The organism is Sutcliffiella sp. NC1 (genome assembly GCF_027594365.1).
In the GTDB taxonomy this organism is placed as follows: Bacteria; Bacillota; Bacilli; order Bacillales; family Bacillaceae_I; genus Sutcliffiella; species Sutcliffiella cohnii.
Genome location: NZ_CP115153.1, coordinates 2113285 through 2130977 on the forward strand (window position 1 = coordinate 2113285; position 17693 = coordinate 2130977).

A 17693-nucleotide genomic window follows, 5' to 3' on the forward strand; every position below is an offset into this window, starting at 1 on the left:
GTGTTTAAAGATGGGTGAAAAAACAATGGGAATTCATCATATTACAGCGATTGTCGGTCACCCGCAAGAAAACGTTGATTTTTATGCAGGTGTGTTAGGATTACGTTTAGTGAAACAAACAGTAAACTTTGATGACCCTGGAACGTACCACTTATATTTCGGAAATGAAGGTGGAAAGCCGGGAACGATTATTACATTTTTCCCTTGGGCAAATGCGTATAAGGGTAGAATCGGTGACGGACAAGTTGGAGTTACGACTTACGCAGTTCCGGTTGGTTCACTCTCTTACTGGGAAAAGAGATTAAATAAGTTTGAAATACCAACAACAAAAGAAGACCGTTTTGGCGAAACCAATTTACAGTTTGAGGATTCACATGGACTTCAGTTAGAAATAGTGGAAAGAGCAGACGGAGAAGTGAACAATTGGACTTTTGGAGATGTAACACCAGAAGTTGCGATTAAAGGCTTTGGTGGAGCAATTCTTCTTTCATCACAACCGAAACATACAGCAGAAACGTTAGAAAAAGTAATGGGACTTGAGTTTGTAGGAGAAGAAGGCGAGTATAAACGTTTCCGTTCAGAGGGTGATATCGGTAACGTAGTGGATGTAAAAACTACGAAAACCGGCCGCGGACAAATGGGCGTAGGTACTGTCCATCATATTGCTTGGAGAGCAAAGGATGATGAGGATCAGCTTGATTGGCAAAAGTTTGCTACCGAACATGGTTTTGCTGTCACACCAGTGCAAGATAGAAATTATTTTAATGCGATTTACTTTAGAGAGCATGGGGAAATTTTATTCGAAATAGCAACAGATCCTCCAGGGTTTGCTCATGACGAATCACTTGAAACGATGGGAGCACAATTAATGCTACCAACTCAATATGAGCAATTTCGCGACAGAATTGAAAGTGGGTTAATACCATTTACAGTTCGTAAGTTGGACTAACTTTAAAAGGAGGCATTTTCTTTGCTATCACTGAATCCAGAAAATTTGTCTGAAAGAGAGAATTATAAATTTCTAATTGGAAGCATTATTCCAAGACCTGTTGCTTTTGTTACGACTCAATCGAAAAATGGTGTGTTAAATGGAGCGCCGTTTAGTTATTTTAATATCGTTTCCTCTAATCCAGCGATGATTTCAATATCGATCCAGCGCTCCTCGGGTGAACGAAAGGATACTGCTAGAAACATTATCGACAATAAAGAGTTCGTCGTTCACATTGTTGATGAGGAGAATGTAGAGAAAGTGAATAAAACAGCGGCAAGCCTCCCACCTGACGAGAGCGAAATTACATTAGCACAATTAACACCGGTTAAAAGTGAACGAGTAAAAGTGGCTGGTGTGAAGGAAGCGAAAGTCCGCTTTGAATGCTCTTTAGTGCAAGCAATTGACTTAGGTGGCTGTGATCTTTTTATTGGAAAAGTTGAGCAGTATCACGTTGATGAGTCCATTTATAGCGATGGAAAGATAGATCCGCGTGGATTAGGAGCTGTAAGTCGATTAGCAGGTAGTAATTATGCAAAAATCGGTGATGTTTTTTCAATAGAAAGACCGAAATAGGGGGGAGGAGTTATGTTAAAAACAGCAGGTATACATCATATTACTGCCATGGTGAACGATGCGCAAAGAACGATCGTTTTTTATGCGAGCGTATTAGGTTTGAGACTTGTGAAAAAGACAATAAATTTCGATCGCCCTGAAGTGTATCACCTTTACTTCGGCGATAAAGCTGGTAATCCTGGTACAGTGATAACGTTTTTTCCTTGGGAGAAGCAGTTAAAAGGACGAATCGGTATGGGGCAAGTAGGTGTTATTAGCTTTTCCATTCCGAAGGGCTCTTTCCCATACTGGAAAAATCGTCTAGAAACATTCGATATTCCTTATGAGATAACAAATCGTTTTGGCGAAAGCTATATACAGTTCAAAGACCCGGATGGATTGGTGCTTGAGTTAGTCGAGCACGCTACTGATGGTGATCATGCAATTCAAGGGTTTGCCGGTACGACATTAATATCTGCCCAACCGAATAAAACGGCAGATGTTTTAGAAAAGATGTTAGGTTTTCAAATGGTAGGGGAAGAAGAAGGTTATTTAAGATTCAAAAGTAGTGCAAGCATAGGTAACATAGTCGATATTAAGTTATTGCCATCCGTACGAGGATTAATGGGTGCTGGTACTGTTCACCATATTGCTTGGAGAGCTAGTGATGAAAGCGAGCTAAGCGAGTGGAAGATGCTACTTGAACGTAACGGTTATCACCCTACTGAAATAAAAGATAGAAACTATTTTAAGGCCATTTACTTTCATGAAGGTGGAGGAATTTTGTTTGAAATTGCAACAGACCCACCAGGATTTACTGTTGATGAACCTATCGAACATTTAGGAGAGAGTCTACAATTACCGTCGTGGTTAGAAGAGAAGCGGAAGAAATTAGAGGAAATGCTACCTTCTGTTCAAGTTAGAACTTTAAAGGGGGAAGAATGATGAAACATATATTTAATAAAGGAAAAGACGCAAGCAAACCTACACTATTAATGCTTCATGGTACAGGTGGAAATGAATTAGACTTGTTACCGTTAGCAGGGATGATCGACGACGAAGCATCGGTTTTAAGTGTACGTGGTAACGTATTAGAAAATGGAATGCCTCGCTTCTTTAGACGATTAGCAGAAGGTGTGTTTGATGAAGAAGATCTGGTGTTTCGTACGAAAGAATTAAACGATTTTTTAAATGAAGCTGCAGAAAAGTACAATTTTCAACGTGACAACGTAATAGCAATCGGTTATTCCAATGGAGCAAACATCGCAGCTAGCCTATTGTTCCATTACAAGAATGCTTTAAAAGGAGCAATTCTTCATCACCCAATGGTGCCTAGAAAAGGAATTGAGCTTCCCGACTTGACAGGTACGCCTGTTTTTATTGCGGCTGGAACGAATGATCCAATCTGTTCGCCAATGGAATCAGCAGAGCTACAAAAATTATTAGATGATGCGGGTGCTAATGTTGAGCTTCATTGGGAAAATAGAGGTCATCAATTAACACAAGAAGAAGTACAAGCAGCTGCAATATGGTATCGAAAATTATAAAGTTATATTACATCACGGAGGTATAGTTACAATGTTTAAACATGAAGTAGGAGCACTTATTTTACGTATTACGCTTGGAGTATTATTTTTCTTACATGGATTAGATAAATTCCAAGGAGGAATTGAAAATACAGTTGGTTGGTTTGATAGCATCGGAATACCAGGTTTTATGGCATATGTTGTTGCAATTATTGAATTAGTCGGTGGACTTGCCTTAATTATCGGTTTTGGTACAAAAATTATTTCTGCACTTATCGCATTAGTCATGATTGGAGCAATGATAAAAGTAAAATTTGCAGTTGGTATTTTCGGTAATGGACAAATGGCTGGGTATGAGCTAGATTTAGCATTTCTAGCAATGGCTGTCTATCTGTTGATTAATGGAAGCAAGCTATTTTCTGTGCATCACTTCATTTTTTCAAAAGAAGAAGATGTTAAAATTAGTAAATAGAACGAGATAATATTTAACGAAAAGCAGGGGCTAATCTAGATGATTAGCTCTTTTTTATTCAATTAATTAATTTTTTCCATCTAATTGGATATGTTAATAAAGTACAATTTAATTAGGGGGGAGTTTATTGATTAGTAAAAGACACCTGTTTTTCAACATGATCATCGTTATATTTCCTTGGCTAACTTTGTTATTTATCGGGAAAAGCAACTTTAAACGGTATTCTGTTGCAGGAGTTTTCATTATCGTTTTTGAGATTTTTAACCACTTGTATGGAAATAAGAAAAAGTGGTGGAAGTTTTATGATAAGAAAGATTCATTTCTAAAAGATGAGCTCCCATTTAGTATTGGGCCCTATGCGCCTTTTTCCATGTGGCTGCTAAAATACTCGTACGGAAGTTTTAAAAAGTTTTTGCTACTTAACGTTCTGGCGGACGGAATATTTGCCTTCATTATGATGGATATCATGAAGAAATTTAAAATCATTCGATTAAATCGCTTAAGTAGAATTCAGTTCTTCTTTTACATACATTACAAGGCGTATTTATTATATGGAGTACAGTACTTGTATGAGAAATGGAGAAGTAGAGGGAGAAGGATTGAAAGTTTGGTGTAATAAACAAGGATGAGAAAAAAGTCGCTTAGACATTTCTCATCCTTTTTCTAATTATTAATGATGCATTTCCTCGGCAAGCATTGCTTCTGCTTTCGTTTTATGAACAGTCCCGAATGGATGTTGAGGTGGTGCGTAAATTGAATATAACTTCAACGGTTTATTACCGGTATTTGTTAGGTTGTGATACTTGCCGGCAGGGATGACGATGGCAAAGTCGTCTTTCACTTTACGTTCAAACGTTAAACGGTCTTTTTGATCGCCCATTTGTACGATTCCTTCTCCATCCTCAATTCGTAAAAACTGATCAAGATGCGGATGAATTTCTAAGCCGATATCTTCCCCAACAGGAATACTCATTAGTGTGATTTGTAGATGTTCTCCAGTCCATAGAGCAGTTCGGAATGTGTTGTTCTGTTTCGTAGCTTCTTCGATGTCAATAACGAATGGACCTGGTCCGTAGTCACGAATGGTCACTCGTTTTTCTTCTCTAACATCAAATCTGGCTGCAACCTCTTGCTCCTTCGCAAGGGCAGACTGAAATACTTCTAGTACCTGTTGTTGATTGGTCAAAGAGCAGCATCTTTTATATTCAGAAAAACATTCCGCTTCGATTTCAAAAGCTCTTTGAACGCCGTTTTCGAAGTTATCATATGGTATATGCTCCACTTCCAACGTAGATTGACTTCCTGTTAATTCCGCATAAAGGTGCGAAAAGGTTGTGACAAGATCTTGCTTTTCCTCAAGCGAACGTAGCAAATTTTGTTGCTCTTGGACAGTTGGTGCTTCACAAGCTAAGCGATAATACAGATTATAGGCGGATGCTTCTCTTTTAACGGCTGTGAGGATAGCAGCTAAAATTTCTTGCTCTTCCTCATTACTTCTAAAACTATTTTCCTCATTTTCATTGTTAAAATACGGGTGTGGACGTGGACTTGCGTAATAAGACATTTCCTCATTCCCCTCTATTTTTATCAACACTAATATATGCCTATATATGGAAAGTGTTCAAGGTAATTAAGCTTTCTTTCTCCATCCTCTAAAAACACTCCATGCAATAATAAGTATAATAAGGGTGATGACGATATAGAAGTAAACGCTTGTAAAAATATTCATCATGTGAAAAGGTTAAAATTCTCACTCTTCATCAAGAAGCGTGAGAACGGCTTGTTTGTTCGTTTTGTAGTTTCGGTTCTATTACTATTTTTGCTGGGATTTGTTTCGCTTTAAAGTACGTAAATAAAAAACTTCCTAATATAACAATACCGCTGCCTATTCCTTGAACAATCGTTATTTCTTCTCCAAGTAGGAAAAAAGCTAACATGGCAGTGAAGATAGGGTTAAAGTTTAAAAATAATCCGGATGTTGTTGCACCAATCTTCTGTACACCGATGTTCCAAAGTACCATACAAACGACGGTGGAAATGACTCCTGTATAAAGAATTGCTCCGATAAAAGAAGGATTAATATTCGTAACAGTAAGCCCGGTAGTATTAAACGGAACTAAAACAATTAACCCGAACACTCCAGAGTAAAGAATTGCCATCATCGGAGAAGTAGTAGCAGATGCCCATTTGTTACATACAGAATAAATTCCCCAAATGCCAACAGCTGCTAACATCCATACGTCACCACTGTTGAATTGAAGGGAGAGCAAGTATTCGAGATTTCCTTTCGACATAACAAGTAGGACACCTAATAGAGAAATTACCATAGATCCAATTTGTAATGGATTGATTTTCTCCTTTAAAAAGATAAAGGAGAATAATGCAATCGAAACGATATTCAATGTAGATAGGAGTCCAATATTCGATGCTGTTGAGTTTTCTAGTCCGATAAAAAGAAAAATATTAAATAAGGCTGCCCCAGTGATTCCCATTAAAAATAAAGGAAGAATAGCTTTACGCGAGGGTAAGATTTTTTTCTCTTTCCACCATACGATAGGGAAAAGGACGATAACGGCAATTGCCCAACGTAAAACAGTTAATGTCATAGCGGATGCGTGATCTACTAGCCCTTTACTTACGATGAAGTTTCCTGCCCAAAGAAAGCTTGTTAAAAGTAGTAAACCATAATATTTCGATGCCATGGATATATCCCTCTCGTTCTATAAATGCTGATGGAATAATTTTAACATTATAAATAGAATGGCAGAATATTTTATTATATAATGAAAGAAAAACGAAACTTTTTAAAGTAAACATTGATAATAATTAGTTTTATTCGCATTGTGGTGACCGTTTCTTCGCATGTACAGAATAATTGAAAGGAGTTTTTTATTATGGAATCGTACGTAAGTAAAGTTTTAGATGAAATTGACTTAAAAATATTAGATATTTTACAAAAGGAAGCGGGGCTTAATAATTCCGAAATTGCAAAACAAGTGAATTTATCACCACCAGCAACACATGCTCGCATTAAAAGATTAGAGGTGGAAGGCTACATCGAAAAACGTGTCTCGATTTTAAATCAAGAAAAGCTCGGGTTTGATTTGTTAACATTTATATTTATTAGCACAAATATTCACCAAGCGGAAATGCTGGAAAGATTAGAAAGAGAGCTAGAATTGTTACCAGAAGTGATGGAAGTACATCTATTAACAGGCGAGCATGATTATTTTTTAAAAGTGTTGTGTAAAGATCGAAAACAACTAGAACAGTTTATTAGAAAATTAAACAAGCTCGGAATTACAAGAATTCAAACAAGCTTATCATTAAGAGAAATAAAATATTCCACCGTATTACCAATTGGAAGGGAATGACTAGTGTGATATAGAAATAGTAAGAAAAAGGGAGTGACTGTCATTGGATAACATTACAATTGTAAATCTAGTTCCTAAGTTTCTAGATTTTTATGAAAAAGCGAGTGTAAACGGAGTTGGAGAACAAGAACGATGGGAATTGTGGAAAGAGCATTATCATTTCGCGGCAGTCCCACCTGGTGAAAAAGGTTTAAAAGTTGCAAGGGAATTATTAAACAATGCATGGGAAAAGTACGGTGAGCATATTTCTAACATAGAAAAGGTAAAGCTAGATCAGGAGGAATTGCAACAATTTTTATCAAAAGTAAAAACTTTGTTAGGATATAAAAACTCTATAGAGTTAACACTCGTTTATTTTGTAGGTGGATTCGAAAACAATGCGTTTGTTGCACCTACTAATAGTGGTGGAATCGCTCTATGCCTACCAGTGGAGGGTGGTCCCTCTCTCATTACGCTTGCACATGAACTAACCCATGTTGTTCACGCTAAAACTTCAACCTTTAACGGTCAGTGGGAGCGGACAATTGCTGCGACCATTTTACAAGAAGGGTTAGCTACACATATAAGTAAATATATAGTACCGGGGCATCGAAACGAAGATTATATAGTAATGCAGGAAGGTTGGCTTCACTCATGCGAAGGAAAAAGAGAAGAAATATTCAGTGGAATATACCCTTACTTAGAAGACTCCAGTTCTGAAACAGTCTACAAGTTCACGATGGGAAATGGTACGACTAATATTGAAAGGGAAGCGTATTTCGTTGGATGGGAAATAGTAGGTCGTCTATTAGCGGAAGGAAAAACATTTCAGGAGATTGCTAGTGTTAAAGAAAGCGATATGGCTAAATACATACGTCAAGTATTATTGGATTATAATTACATCGATACATCTAACAATTGATTTTATGAAGAAAAACAAGGAGGTTTCTGCATAAATGATAGATCAAGCTTTTATAAACGAGCTAACGTCAACTGCCACCACTAAGAAAAATATATATGGAGCATTATTATGTGTGGAAAAGGGGGACGATTCCTTTTCCTACGTAAGTGCAGCAGGGAACATATTAGCACATACTCCTTACTATATTGCTAGTGTTACAAAACTATATGTTACTGCTGTTTTACTTAAATTAAAAGAAGAAGGCCGAGTTGATCTTGAACATAAAATCTCTAATTATCTCCCTTCTGACACACTACTAAAACTCCACTACTTCAAAGGTCATGATTACTCCAACGAAATTACAATCAAACATTTAATGTCCAATACGTCAGGAATTCCAGACTATTTCACTGCAGAAGCGATTAAAGATTTAATTGGAGGAAGAGATAGTGCTTGGGGGTATGAAAAGGTAGTAGCGAGTGCGAAACAGGAAAAGCCTAAGTTCTCTCCTGGGGTAAGAGCCCAATATTCTGATACAAACTATCAACTTCTCGGTAAAATTATTGAAACAATTACGGAAAAAGATATCCATTCCGTTTTTAAAGAATATATTTTTAATGAACTAGAATTAAAAGAAACGTATCTTTATGAGGATGAAACTGATTCAAAACCAGCACCATTCTATTATAAGGATAAGAAACTCCATTTACCGAAATATATGTCTTCCATCGGACCAGAAGGCGGTATTGTTTCGACGGTGAAGGAATCGATGATATTTTTGCGAGCATTTATGAATGGACGCCTTTTTCCGAAACAATATTTACATGAGTTGAAAGACTGGAAGCTTCTTTTTGGCCCAGGGTTGTTTTATTATGGAGTAGGAATTGCGAGTCAGCCTGTTTCTCTTTTTGAATTTAAAACAGGAATGATTGGCCATTGGGGACAAACTGGTGCCTTCGCATTTTATCACCCTAAAACGGACCTATATTTCACAGGAACAGTAAATCAATTTTATGGTCACAGTGTTGCTGCTAAGATGATGATAAAAATGATAAAAGCTTGTAAAAAAGTGTAAAAGGTTAGTGGAAGCGAAGAAAATCGACTGCCTTTAATCGAAACGAATGCTCCTGATAAAATTGTCATGAACTTGCCTCCTTCTAGTTAAGGAGGTTATTAGTTTTGTGAAAAAATCATGGTATAATAAGGACAAATCAGCTTATGGAAGGTTTACGAAAATGAGAATATTTACAATGATACTTACTTTATTTTTAATAACTGGATGTATGAATGACACGGCAGAAGATAAAACGATTTATGTTGCAGCAGCATCAGATCTTTATCATGCTTTAACGGAAATGGGTGAAGAATTTGCGGCAGAAACAAGTATTAACATTGAATTTACTTTCGGATCAACAGGACTATTAACTCAACAAATAAAAGAAGGTGCACCTTTCGATTTATTTGCCGCTGCTCATGAAATGTATATTGAAGAGCTATTAAATAGTGACTCGGTTTTAGCAGACTCCAAAGAATACTATGCAATAGGCAGAATTGTTTTAATGGGTAGTGATGAAGAAGGTAGTTTGAAAGAAAAACTACTAAGTTCCAATATAAGGACGATTACAATTGCAAATCCTGAACATGCGCCATATGGGAAGGCTGCAAAAGAAGCATTACAAAGTTTAGGGATTTGGGAAGAGGTTGAACATAAAATTGTTTATGCCGAAAACATTAGACAAGCCTATCAATATGTGGAATCAGGCAATGCAGATGTCGGAATCGTTGCGTTAGCATTAGTAACTGGAACTCAATATCCTTACGAAGTGATTGATGAAGAGTATCATCAACCTATACTACAAGCGTTAGGTATTCCTTCACAAACTGAGAAGGAAGAAATGAGTAAACAGTTCGTACAATTTATTGTAGGACCTAGAGGGCAAGCGATATTAAAAGAATATGGGTTTGATATACCGTAATGGACTCCATTCTAACACCTTTATTTTTAACTTTTAAAATAGCAACGATTGCAACGTTCATCGCATTTGTTTTCGGAGTTCTTTTCTCGTGGTGGTTTGCCTTTAATAAAAATAAATTAACGAACTTTTTATCGATCCTCGTGACAATACCGCTTGTTATTCCTCCAACTGTTTTAGGATATTATTTGCTCCTTATGCTAGGCAGAGGAAGTTTTATTGGTCAATGGTACGAACGGATTTATGGACAACCAATTGTTTTTACATGGAAAGCAGCCGTAATCGCGGCAGCCATTGCGGCGTTACCTCTTCTCATTAGGCCGATTCAAGCTTCTTTTGAATCTATTAGTAAAGATACAATTGGAGCGGCGGAACTTGACGGGGCAGGGAAACTTCAATTGTTATGGTATGTTGTCATGCCACTAGCTTACAAAGGGGTATTAGCGGGACTAGTATTAGGTTTTGCAAGAGCGATGGGAGAATTCGGCGCGACATTAATGGTAGCTGGTAATATCCCTGGGAAAACGCAAACTCTTTCCATTGCGATTTATGACGCCGTCCAAGCGAATCGAATGACTGATGCTCATATGATGGTTTTTATATTAAGTGTGTCAACGATTCTCTTTTTATATTTAATTAATAGATGGTTTAAGTAGGACAGAAAAATGCATTCCTGTAAAGGATGCATTTTTATTTTTTTGTTGCATCAATACTACCTTTTTGGTATTATCGTTTCATAGCTAATGATTTTGAATATTCTTGGGGTGGTGACACTATTCATACATTTAATGAGGATGGAGAATTGCTTCCCGTAGAGAAAAGTACAATTAACAGATTGACGAATCTCCCATTAGATTCATTGAACTTAGAAGCAATAGCTGTTGTGACCAATATTTATCGTATTGCCCAAGGTTTAAGAAATAAAATGGAACGTGAAGTTTTATCGGAATATGGACTCTCGTGGACATCGTTTTCTATTTTGTATGACCTATGGGTAGAAGGTTCGTTAGAAACGAAAAAATTAGCACATTCTGCTGGGGTTTCAAAAGCAACGGTAAGTAATATAACGAATACGTTAGAACGAAAAGAGCTATGCTATCGGAAAACAGATACGAGAGATAGAAGAATTACTTACGTAGCGATTACCGACAAAGGTAAGCAAGCGATGGAAAAGCTATATCCAACCTTCCATCAAAGTGAAGTGGAGATTGTTTCGAGTCTAACTGCAAGTGAACAAAAGAATATGTCCAATCTCCTAAGGAAAGTTATTCGGGAAAATGATTTTTAATTTAATATAGAAAAGCAAAGACGGGAACTTAAGTAGTAGTTATCTCCCTGTTTAAGAGAGTCGGTGGTTGGTGTGAACCGATACAAAGATAACACGAATTACACTCCTAGAGCTTTCTTTATGAAGAAATTTTCATAAAGACGGACGAACCGTTATTCGAACTGAGTGGGAGGTTTTTTGCCTCCAACAAGGGTGGTACCGCGTGCAAAACCACGTCCCTTTATCTATTAGGATAGGGACGTGTTTTTTTTATTTATTTTTATAGGAGGAATGAACAATGAACGAAGTGATGAAACAATTATCAGCCGAACAGCTAAAAGAAGTAGAAAGACAAATGGCCATCTACACTCAAGGGGTGCAAGAAATAATTCCTGTTGAGGACCTGGAAGTAAAAGTAGCGAAATCGGTATTAGAAAATCGCCCTTTAAAAATAAAATTAGGATTAGATCCATCCGCACCAGATGTTCATCTTGGTCATACAGTCGTCCTAAAGAAAATGAGACAGTTTCAAGACAATGGTCATAAAATCCAATTATTAATTGGAGACTTTACAGGCAAAATTGGTGATCCAACTGGAAAGTCTGTCGCAAGAAAACCGTTAACGGATGAAGAAGTAAAGCATAATGCAAAAACATACTTTGAGCAATTCGGAAAAGTGATGGATATGGATAAAGTTGACCTTTTCTACAACTCTGAATGGTTAACGAAATTAAGCTTTGAAGATGTGATCGGGTTAGCTGGGAAAATTACAGTTGCTCGATTAATGGAACGAGATGATTTTGAAGAGAGAATCGCGACAGGAAAACCAATTTCACTTCATGAGTTTTTCTACCCGTTAATGCAAGGATACGATTCCGTTGTATTAGAATGTGATATTGAATTGGGAGGAACTGATCAGCATTTTAACATCTTAATGGGAAGACATTACCAAGAAAAGTTTGGAAAAGAAAAACAAGTTGCGATGCTTATGCCTTTATTAGAGGGTCTTGACGGTGTCGAGAAAATGTCGAAGTCTAAGAAAAACTACATCGGTATTGATGAAAGTCCAAATGAAATGTACGGAAAAGCGATGTCGATACCGGATGAGTTAATGGTGAAATACTTTGAATTAGTGACGGACCTTTCCCTTGAGCAACTGGAAACGATGAAACATGATCTAACGTCAGGCGATCTTCATCCTCGTGATGCAAAAATGCTGTTAGGGAAAACGATTGTTAGAATGTACCATGGGGAAGAAGCAGCAGAAAAAGCTGAGCATCATTTCGTTTCCGTCTTTCAACAAGGTGCAGTGCCTGATGAACTACCGGTAGTTGAGTGGAAAGGTAGTAAGGAAGTGTTAATAACAGACCTTTTAGTCGAACTACAAATGTTAAGCTCGAAAAGTGAAGCCCGCAGGATGATTGCTAATCGAGGAGTAAAGTTAGATGGTGAGAAGGTAGAAGATGTAGCCCTGAATGTAATGATGACAGCCGGATTAGTTGTCCAAGTAGGAAAGCGTAAATTTGCAAAAATAAAAATGTAATTTTGATGAAGGTGTAACGCTAGTATTAGTTACATCTTTTTTTCTATAAAGAAGAAGGAGTTATAAAGTCTTTGTGGAATGTATGTAATGAGATTTACATATATTGTTACTTGGAGGAGTACGATGAAATATATAAAACTACTAGTACTAATTTGCGCTTTCTTTGTGGTGATGGTCGGCTGCAGTAGTAATAAAGTACAACCTGATAGTACCGAAAATGTAGCCTGGCTAATGAAGTTAGCAATCGAAAATAATGATTATGAAGCTTTCGATTCTTTGTTTTCTAAAGGTAGAAAGGGAAGTGTTTCGAGAACTGATTTCAGCGAATTTACGAATCTAACAACTGCTGGTGCAAATTACAAAAAGTACGAATTAGTTACCTTTGAAAACGGTGAAATGCTGTTAGTAAGACTGACACCAGAAAATGAAGACAACGAATATGAAATAGAGGATGTTATTGTTGTACCGGAAGAGATGAAAGTACTATTTAATGATTAATGGTGAATGTTTCCATGTTAAGGATAATTAAAATTATTTTAGCATTATTGGTTATCACTTTAGCCATATATGGGTCAACGACGAAAAAATATGAGTTTCAAATATATATGCTATTTTTCGTGAGTATAATAGTTTTAATCTATGGAATAGAGGAATTAAAACTAGGTCGGAAAGAGCAAGGCATGATCAATATAGGTGTTTTTTTGTTACTATTATTGGCAGTTGTGTTCGAGAGTATCATTTAAAATGGATACAATGATGAATGTCCAAAGTTTAGGACAAAGTAGAAACCCCATTCTAATTAATATTGTTAGAATGGGGAAAAGATTAATAGTTTTCTTCCGGGGCATTATACGTAACATATGTACCAGCGATAAAATCATGTAACGAGCGCTTATCTTCACGCGCTGCAACCATAGTAACACTTACAATAAGGGCAATTCCAAAAGTTATTCCATAAATGAGCCCCGCTACAAAAGTACGAAGTAGCATGTTCCCAATTTTTACCTCTGAGCCATCCATCCGCACAATTCGTATGCCAAGTGCTTTCTTCCCGATTGTATATCCAGCCCAAACAACAGGAACAACAACATAATAAGCTGCTTCAAGTAAATATAATACCCATGATTCTGAACCTAATGGAATACCTAATAGTAAAGAAAGAATGAAACTGATCACAACTAAGACTAGCAATCCATCTAAAATACCGGCCCCTAGCCTAACCCAAAAACCTGCTGGATCTGAAACTTCATACATAATAACACCTCCTATTAATATATACGCAATTAACTGAATTTTACCACATGTGACAAAAGAACTATACTAAAAAAGAAAACTATTAACATTAAAGAAAAGCTAGTTTCCACATGGACATACCTTGAAGAATGATGAATAAAGTGTAATGAAGGAATGTAGAATGGGGTGGTAATTTTGGAAGAATGGAAAAGAGTATTGTTTAGACTTATAGAAGCAACTATTATGCTGGCTATTGGTCTTCTCGTTACGTTTACGATACTAAAGCCTATATATGAACATTTCGGAATTGCCTTTTTAGGTAATGTGTGGGTGAACTGGTTTGGTGGTTCTTACCTATTTTTTGTCTTTTATACAGTAATCGGTCGTTTTTTTCTTTATAAAAATAGTGCACTTTTTAAACACCGAATTAAATCTGTCCTTTTTTGGTTGTTCTTTGTCGGAGCGACCTATGTTGTCTTTATTCCTTTTATTAAAGGAGAAAATCCATTTTAGTTATTTATAATAAGTTTGGTAAAATAGGATGACAGGAACAGAAAGTGAGGGAAGGTTTTGATTAAATATAAATGTCTACACCATGTCAGTCTTAATGTAACAGATTTAGAGAAGGCAAAAGACTTCTATAGTAAGATACTTTGTTTGAAAGAAATAAATCGACCAGACTTTGGGTTTCCCGGTGCGTGGTATGATATCGAGGGGCAGCAGCTACATTTAATTGTCGACTCTAAATCACAAACCATTCGGGAAGATAAAAGCTTATCGAGTAGGGAAGGCCATTTTGCACTGAGAGTAGAGAGCTATACGGAAACGTTAGAATGGTTAAAACAAAACAACGTGGAAGTGTTGGAAAAGCCAAATTCTAAAAGTGGTTTTGCGCAAATATTCTGTGCCGACCCTGATGGAAATTTAATTGAGTTAAATGTAGAGCAAAAAGATTTAAATTAATGTAGGAAACCGCTAAAATGCTGTACGTGCATTTTTGGCGGTTTTTACTTTTAATAGAAGCCAATAACGAAAAATCATTTATACGAAAAAAGGTAATTCGTTACCAGTGCCGAAATAAAATAACATTTAGAAAACATTTAAGATATTACAATCTATATGAATTGCCATATTAAGGGGGAATATCGTGGAAGGTAATTTTATTACACTAAATAATAATAAAGTGTACGTGACTACTATAGGAGAAGGAGAACCTATCGTCTTTCTCCATGGTGGACCTGGTGGAGATCATCGTTTTTTCCTTCCTTACGTTAAACCACTAGCCGCTAAATATAAATTAGTGCTATATGACCAGAGAGGATGCGGAAAGTCGGATCCTATCCAAGATAATCAATACTCAATGGAAGGAGAAGTGAGGACGTTAGAGTTACTTCGCGAGGAGCTCAACTTAGAAAAAATTAATTTGTTTGGAGAATCGTGGGGAAGTATGCTGGCCTTATTATATGCAACCTCCTATCCAGAAAAGGTTAATAAAATCTTTTTAACAGCTGCAATTGGAATGTCAGCAACTGGATTTAAAGCATTTGAACAGGAATTACTGAAAAAGATGTCTTTTAAAGATAAGGCAAAACTATTTTTGTTAGATAAAAAAATGCAAAGGGGAAAAGCCACGATTGAAAATATACTAGACATTTTAGATCCCTACTATGTTTTTTCCAAAGACACACTCCGGAATAAAGTAAGATACAACATGAATAGTACAGTTAATCATGTAATCGGTGAAGATATAAAAAAACAATACGACTTAACAGAAAAGGTACATGAATTATCAGACATCCCGATTATGGTTGCACAAGGTAGCCATGATACTTTACCACCAGAAAAAATTCATAGTTTGCTAGTGAAGTACATTCCGCATGCTAGATTAATGGAAATAAAGAACTGCGGACATTGGACAGTAGTGGAGAAACCAAATGAGATTAATTCTTTAGCCTTTGAGTTTTTTTGCTAGGGATTAGTAAGGAGAAAATGAAAATGAGTAAAAAAAGAAAATTGTTATTTAGACTGTCTATCTTTTTAAATTTGTTATTGGTGGCCATCGTAGCATGGGGGATCATGAAGATGAACTTCGTGAAGGAACAAGTGTTTATGACGGAAGTTCAGCATAATTTAGTAGAATTAGAAGGGTTAATCGCTCATCAAATGAGAGAAAATTGGGGGGAACCGAATTTAGTAACAACTGAACTAGGAGATGTATTAAATGGTATTTGGTTAGGGATAACGACCGGCAATCAATTAGGATCACTTTCTAAAAAAGATGAAGAAACTCTTAGTCATTTACATTCAAAATTAAGCCAATATCCTCATGATACATTATATAGCTTTGTAGAGTTAACAGATGAAGATAAAAAGAACTTTGAGGAATTAAGAGAGAAACTGCGTGAAGCAGGATTAGGATTAAGAATGACCATTATGGCAAATATGGATTCCTTTATGAAACAAGCTGAATTGTTGGAAGATAGTATTGAGGTACCTTTAAAATATTGAGTTAAAGTTTTCCCTATTAAATACAGTAAGAAGAGCTCATTCAAGACTCGACTAATAGCTTAGAAGAGCAAAATCAGAAAAATAAAAAGCAGCCTAAATTTCTATAACGGGTTCGGTTTTCGAGTACAAAAACTAATTTTGCACACGAATTAGCAGTCCAATTCGCAACTGAATTGGACTGCTTCTTTTTGTTGATAGTTCAAGGATTTATATGACTTTATGGATGTTTTAGCACGCATATTCGCACCCCTTTTGGTAAGGTGACAGAAATTATTGTCATCTTGCGAATTCGTATGCTAATTGCTATGTGAATTTGTGCGTTAAAAATAGTGAGTAGGAATTTGGATATATATGTTAAAATAATAGAAAGGCTTATTTAACTAACGGAGCAGTTTAGTGGAAAAGTCATGATTGATCTTTGTTCAGCAATCGGGCTATTATATGTAGAATGATAATTGTTCATATTTATCGTAAATAATGATAAAAAAATGAACCATTTCAATGTTTTGACAAGGACATGACGAACAACTAAGGAGGAAATATAATGTCCAATGAAGGAAAGTCAAGAAAAATTATTTTAGATTTAGCAGTTACTCTAGATGGATTTATTGAAGGGAAAAATGGTGAAGTTGATTGGTGCATAATGGACCCTGAAATGGGATTTACTAATTTTCTAAATCAGATTGATACAATTTTGTATGGAAGAAAAAGTTACGATTTATGGGGACAATATACTCCCACGATTGAAGATACTAATGCTGAAAAAGAAATGTGGGAATTGGTTCATAGTAAGGAGAAATATGTGTTTTCCAGAACGCAAAAAGGGTATGACAATAAAGCAATATTTGTAAATGAAAATATTCCCGAGGAAGTAAATAAATTAAAGAATAAGCCTGGTAAAGACATCTGGTTATACGGAGGTGCAAGTCTCATCACAACTTTTATCGATTTAGGACTAGTTGATGAATTTAGATTATCTGTTCATCCTGTGGTCTTGGGAGAAGGAAGACCGTTGTTTATTGATATAAAACAAAGGTTGAATCTGAAATTGGTTAATACAAGAAGTTTCTCCTCTGGCGTTGTTCAACTAACCTACCATTTGATTCAAGAGTAGTAATATTAACCCCTCAACAATCGGCGCTTTTCCTACACATTAAGGAATTAAACTTTATAAGAAATGATTGTGAATATTTTCACTTAAATTAACGGGGGCTTATCTTCCATAAAGTAATACGATAAAAAAGCTCGAAGCGTATTGGCTCCGAGCTTTTTTGCGTGCTAATTTCATTGTTAAAGTGTCTGCTAATTACCGTGCGAAAAGCACTTCTAATTCAAATTTTGTACTTCAAAACCGAACCCGTTAAAATTTCTATA

23 protein-coding genes and 1 other annotated feature are annotated in these 17693 nt (G+C 36.2%); of the genes, 20 read left to right on the forward strand and 3 right to left on the reverse strand.

Annotated features, from left to right (window positions below):
• Positions 1-10: 10 nt before the first annotated feature.
• The 6 genes from O1A01_RS10970 to O1A01_RS10995 all read left to right on the forward strand — a co-directional run bounded on the left by O1A01_RS10970 (position 11) and on the right by O1A01_RS10995 (position 4157).
• Complete coding sequence (locus tag O1A01_RS10970) at positions 11-949, forward strand: ring-cleaving dioxygenase (protein WP_270066256.1); 939 nt, start codon at positions 11-13, stop codon at positions 947-949.
• Between the two features lie 21 nt (positions 950-970).
• On the forward strand, positions 971-1564 hold the full coding sequence (locus tag O1A01_RS10975) for a flavin reductase family protein (protein ID WP_270066257.1): 594 nt from the start codon (positions 971-973) through the stop codon (positions 1562-1564).
• A 12-nt stretch (positions 1565-1576) separates the two neighbouring features.
• Positions 1577-2488 carry a ring-cleaving dioxygenase gene (locus tag O1A01_RS10980; protein ID WP_270066258.1) on the forward strand — a complete coding sequence of 304 codons (912 nt, stop codon included), beginning with the start codon at positions 1577-1579 and terminating at the stop codon, positions 2486-2488.
• Positions 2488-3090, forward strand: a complete 603-nt coding sequence (locus tag O1A01_RS10985) for an alpha/beta hydrolase (protein ID WP_066411915.1) — start codon at positions 2488-2490, stop codon at positions 3088-3090. The genes O1A01_RS10980 and O1A01_RS10985 overlap by 1 nt, the downstream gene beginning before the upstream one ends.
• A gap of 31 nt (positions 3091-3121) precedes the next feature.
• Entirely contained in the window at positions 3122-3541 is a 420-nt protein-coding gene (locus O1A01_RS10990) for a DoxX family protein (RefSeq protein WP_066411913.1), read from the forward strand.
• A 127-nt stretch (positions 3542-3668) separates the two neighbouring features.
• On the forward strand, positions 3669-4157 hold the full coding sequence (locus O1A01_RS10995; RefSeq protein ID WP_066411909.1) for a hypothetical protein: 489 nt from the start codon (positions 3669-3671) through the stop codon (positions 4155-4157).
• A 54-nt stretch (positions 4158-4211) separates the two neighbouring features.
• Here O1A01_RS10995 and O1A01_RS11000 read toward each other — a convergent pair whose 3' ends face one another.
• Positions 4212-5105, reverse strand: a complete 894-nt coding sequence (locus tag O1A01_RS11000) for a cupin domain-containing protein (protein ID WP_066411906.1) — start codon at positions 5103-5105, stop codon at positions 4212-4214.
• Between the two features lie 196 nt (positions 5106-5301).
• Entirely contained in the window at positions 5302-6243 is a 942-nt protein-coding gene (locus O1A01_RS11005) for a DMT family transporter (RefSeq protein WP_270066259.1), read from the reverse strand.
• Between the two features lie 192 nt (positions 6244-6435).
• Between O1A01_RS11005 and O1A01_RS11010 the strand changes: the two genes are divergently transcribed.
• From O1A01_RS11010 to O1A01_RS11050, 9 genes are all read left to right on the forward strand, one after another.
• Positions 6436-6915, forward strand: coding sequence for an Lrp/AsnC family transcriptional regulator (locus tag O1A01_RS11010; protein WP_066411898.1), 480 nt, complete (start codon positions 6436-6438; stop codon positions 6913-6915).
• 43 nt (positions 6916-6958) lie between these two features.
• Complete coding sequence (locus tag O1A01_RS11015) at positions 6959-7816, forward strand: hypothetical protein (protein WP_066411894.1); 858 nt, start codon at positions 6959-6961, stop codon at positions 7814-7816.
• A 34-nt stretch (positions 7817-7850) separates the two neighbouring features.
• A complete protein-coding gene (locus O1A01_RS11020) occupies positions 7851-8870 on the forward strand; it encodes a serine hydrolase domain-containing protein (RefSeq protein WP_066411891.1) in 1020 nt (339 codons plus the stop codon).
• Positions 8871-8976: 106 nt separating this feature from the next.
• On the forward strand, positions 8977-9771 hold the full coding sequence (gene modA, locus O1A01_RS11025; RefSeq protein ID WP_066411889.1) for a molybdate ABC transporter substrate-binding protein: 795 nt from the start codon (positions 8977-8979) through the stop codon (positions 9769-9771).
• Positions 9771-10424, forward strand: coding sequence for a molybdate ABC transporter permease subunit (gene modB, locus O1A01_RS11030; RefSeq protein WP_066411887.1), 654 nt, complete (start codon positions 9771-9773; stop codon positions 10422-10424). Before modA ends, modB begins: the two co-directional genes overlap by 1 nt.
• A 26-nt stretch (positions 10425-10450) precedes the next feature.
• A complete protein-coding gene (locus O1A01_RS11035) occupies positions 10451-11056 on the forward strand; it encodes a MarR family winged helix-turn-helix transcriptional regulator (protein WP_084380167.1) in 606 nt (201 codons plus the stop codon).
• Positions 11057-11064: 8 nt separating this feature from the next.
• Positions 11065-11279, forward strand: a binding site (T-box leader).
• Positions 11280-11333: 54 nt separating this feature from the next.
• Positions 11334-12578 carry a tyrosine--tRNA ligase gene (gene tyrS, locus O1A01_RS11040; protein ID WP_270066260.1) on the forward strand — a complete coding sequence of 415 codons (1245 nt, stop codon included), beginning with the start codon at positions 11334-11336 and terminating at the stop codon, positions 12576-12578.
• A 123-nt stretch (positions 12579-12701) separates the two neighbouring features.
• Positions 12702-13076, forward strand: a complete 375-nt coding sequence (locus O1A01_RS11045) for a hypothetical protein (RefSeq protein ID WP_270066261.1) — start codon at positions 12702-12704, stop codon at positions 13074-13076.
• 14 nt (positions 13077-13090) lie between these two features.
• On the forward strand, positions 13091-13321 hold the full coding sequence (locus tag O1A01_RS11050; RefSeq protein WP_270066262.1) for a hypothetical protein: 231 nt from the start codon (positions 13091-13093) through the stop codon (positions 13319-13321).
• Between the two features lie 82 nt (positions 13322-13403).
• Here O1A01_RS11050 and O1A01_RS11055 read toward each other — a convergent pair whose 3' ends face one another.
• Positions 13404-13832 (reverse strand): RDD family protein, encoded by a 429-nt coding sequence (locus tag O1A01_RS11055; RefSeq protein ID WP_270066263.1) that lies wholly within the window; start codon positions 13830-13832, stop codon positions 13404-13406.
• A 165-nt stretch (positions 13833-13997) separates the two neighbouring features.
• Here O1A01_RS11055 and O1A01_RS11060 point away from each other — a divergent pair, with 165 nt between their 5' ends.
• The 5 genes from O1A01_RS11060 (at position 13998) to O1A01_RS11080 (ending at position 17433) form a co-directional block, all read left to right on the forward strand.
• A complete protein-coding gene (locus O1A01_RS11060; protein ID WP_270066264.1) occupies positions 13998-14324 on the forward strand; it encodes a hypothetical protein in 327 nt (108 codons plus the stop codon).
• A gap of 57 nt (positions 14325-14381) precedes the next feature.
• A complete protein-coding gene (locus O1A01_RS11065; RefSeq protein WP_066411866.1) occupies positions 14382-14774 on the forward strand; it encodes a VOC family protein in 393 nt (130 codons plus the stop codon).
• A gap of 184 nt (positions 14775-14958) precedes the next feature.
• Entirely contained in the window at positions 14959-15783 is an 825-nt protein-coding gene (locus tag O1A01_RS11070; RefSeq protein ID WP_270066265.1) for an alpha/beta fold hydrolase, read from the forward strand.
• A gap of 23 nt (positions 15784-15806) precedes the next feature.
• Positions 15807-16319 carry a hypothetical protein gene (locus O1A01_RS11075; protein WP_270066266.1) on the forward strand — a complete coding sequence of 171 codons (513 nt, stop codon included), beginning with the start codon at positions 15807-15809 and terminating at the stop codon, positions 16317-16319.
• A 544-nt stretch (positions 16320-16863) separates the two neighbouring features.
• Positions 16864-17433 (forward strand): dihydrofolate reductase family protein, encoded by a 570-nt coding sequence (locus tag O1A01_RS11080; RefSeq protein ID WP_270066267.1) that lies wholly within the window; start codon positions 16864-16866, stop codon positions 17431-17433.
• The last annotated feature ends 260 nt before the right edge of the window (positions 17434-17693 follow it).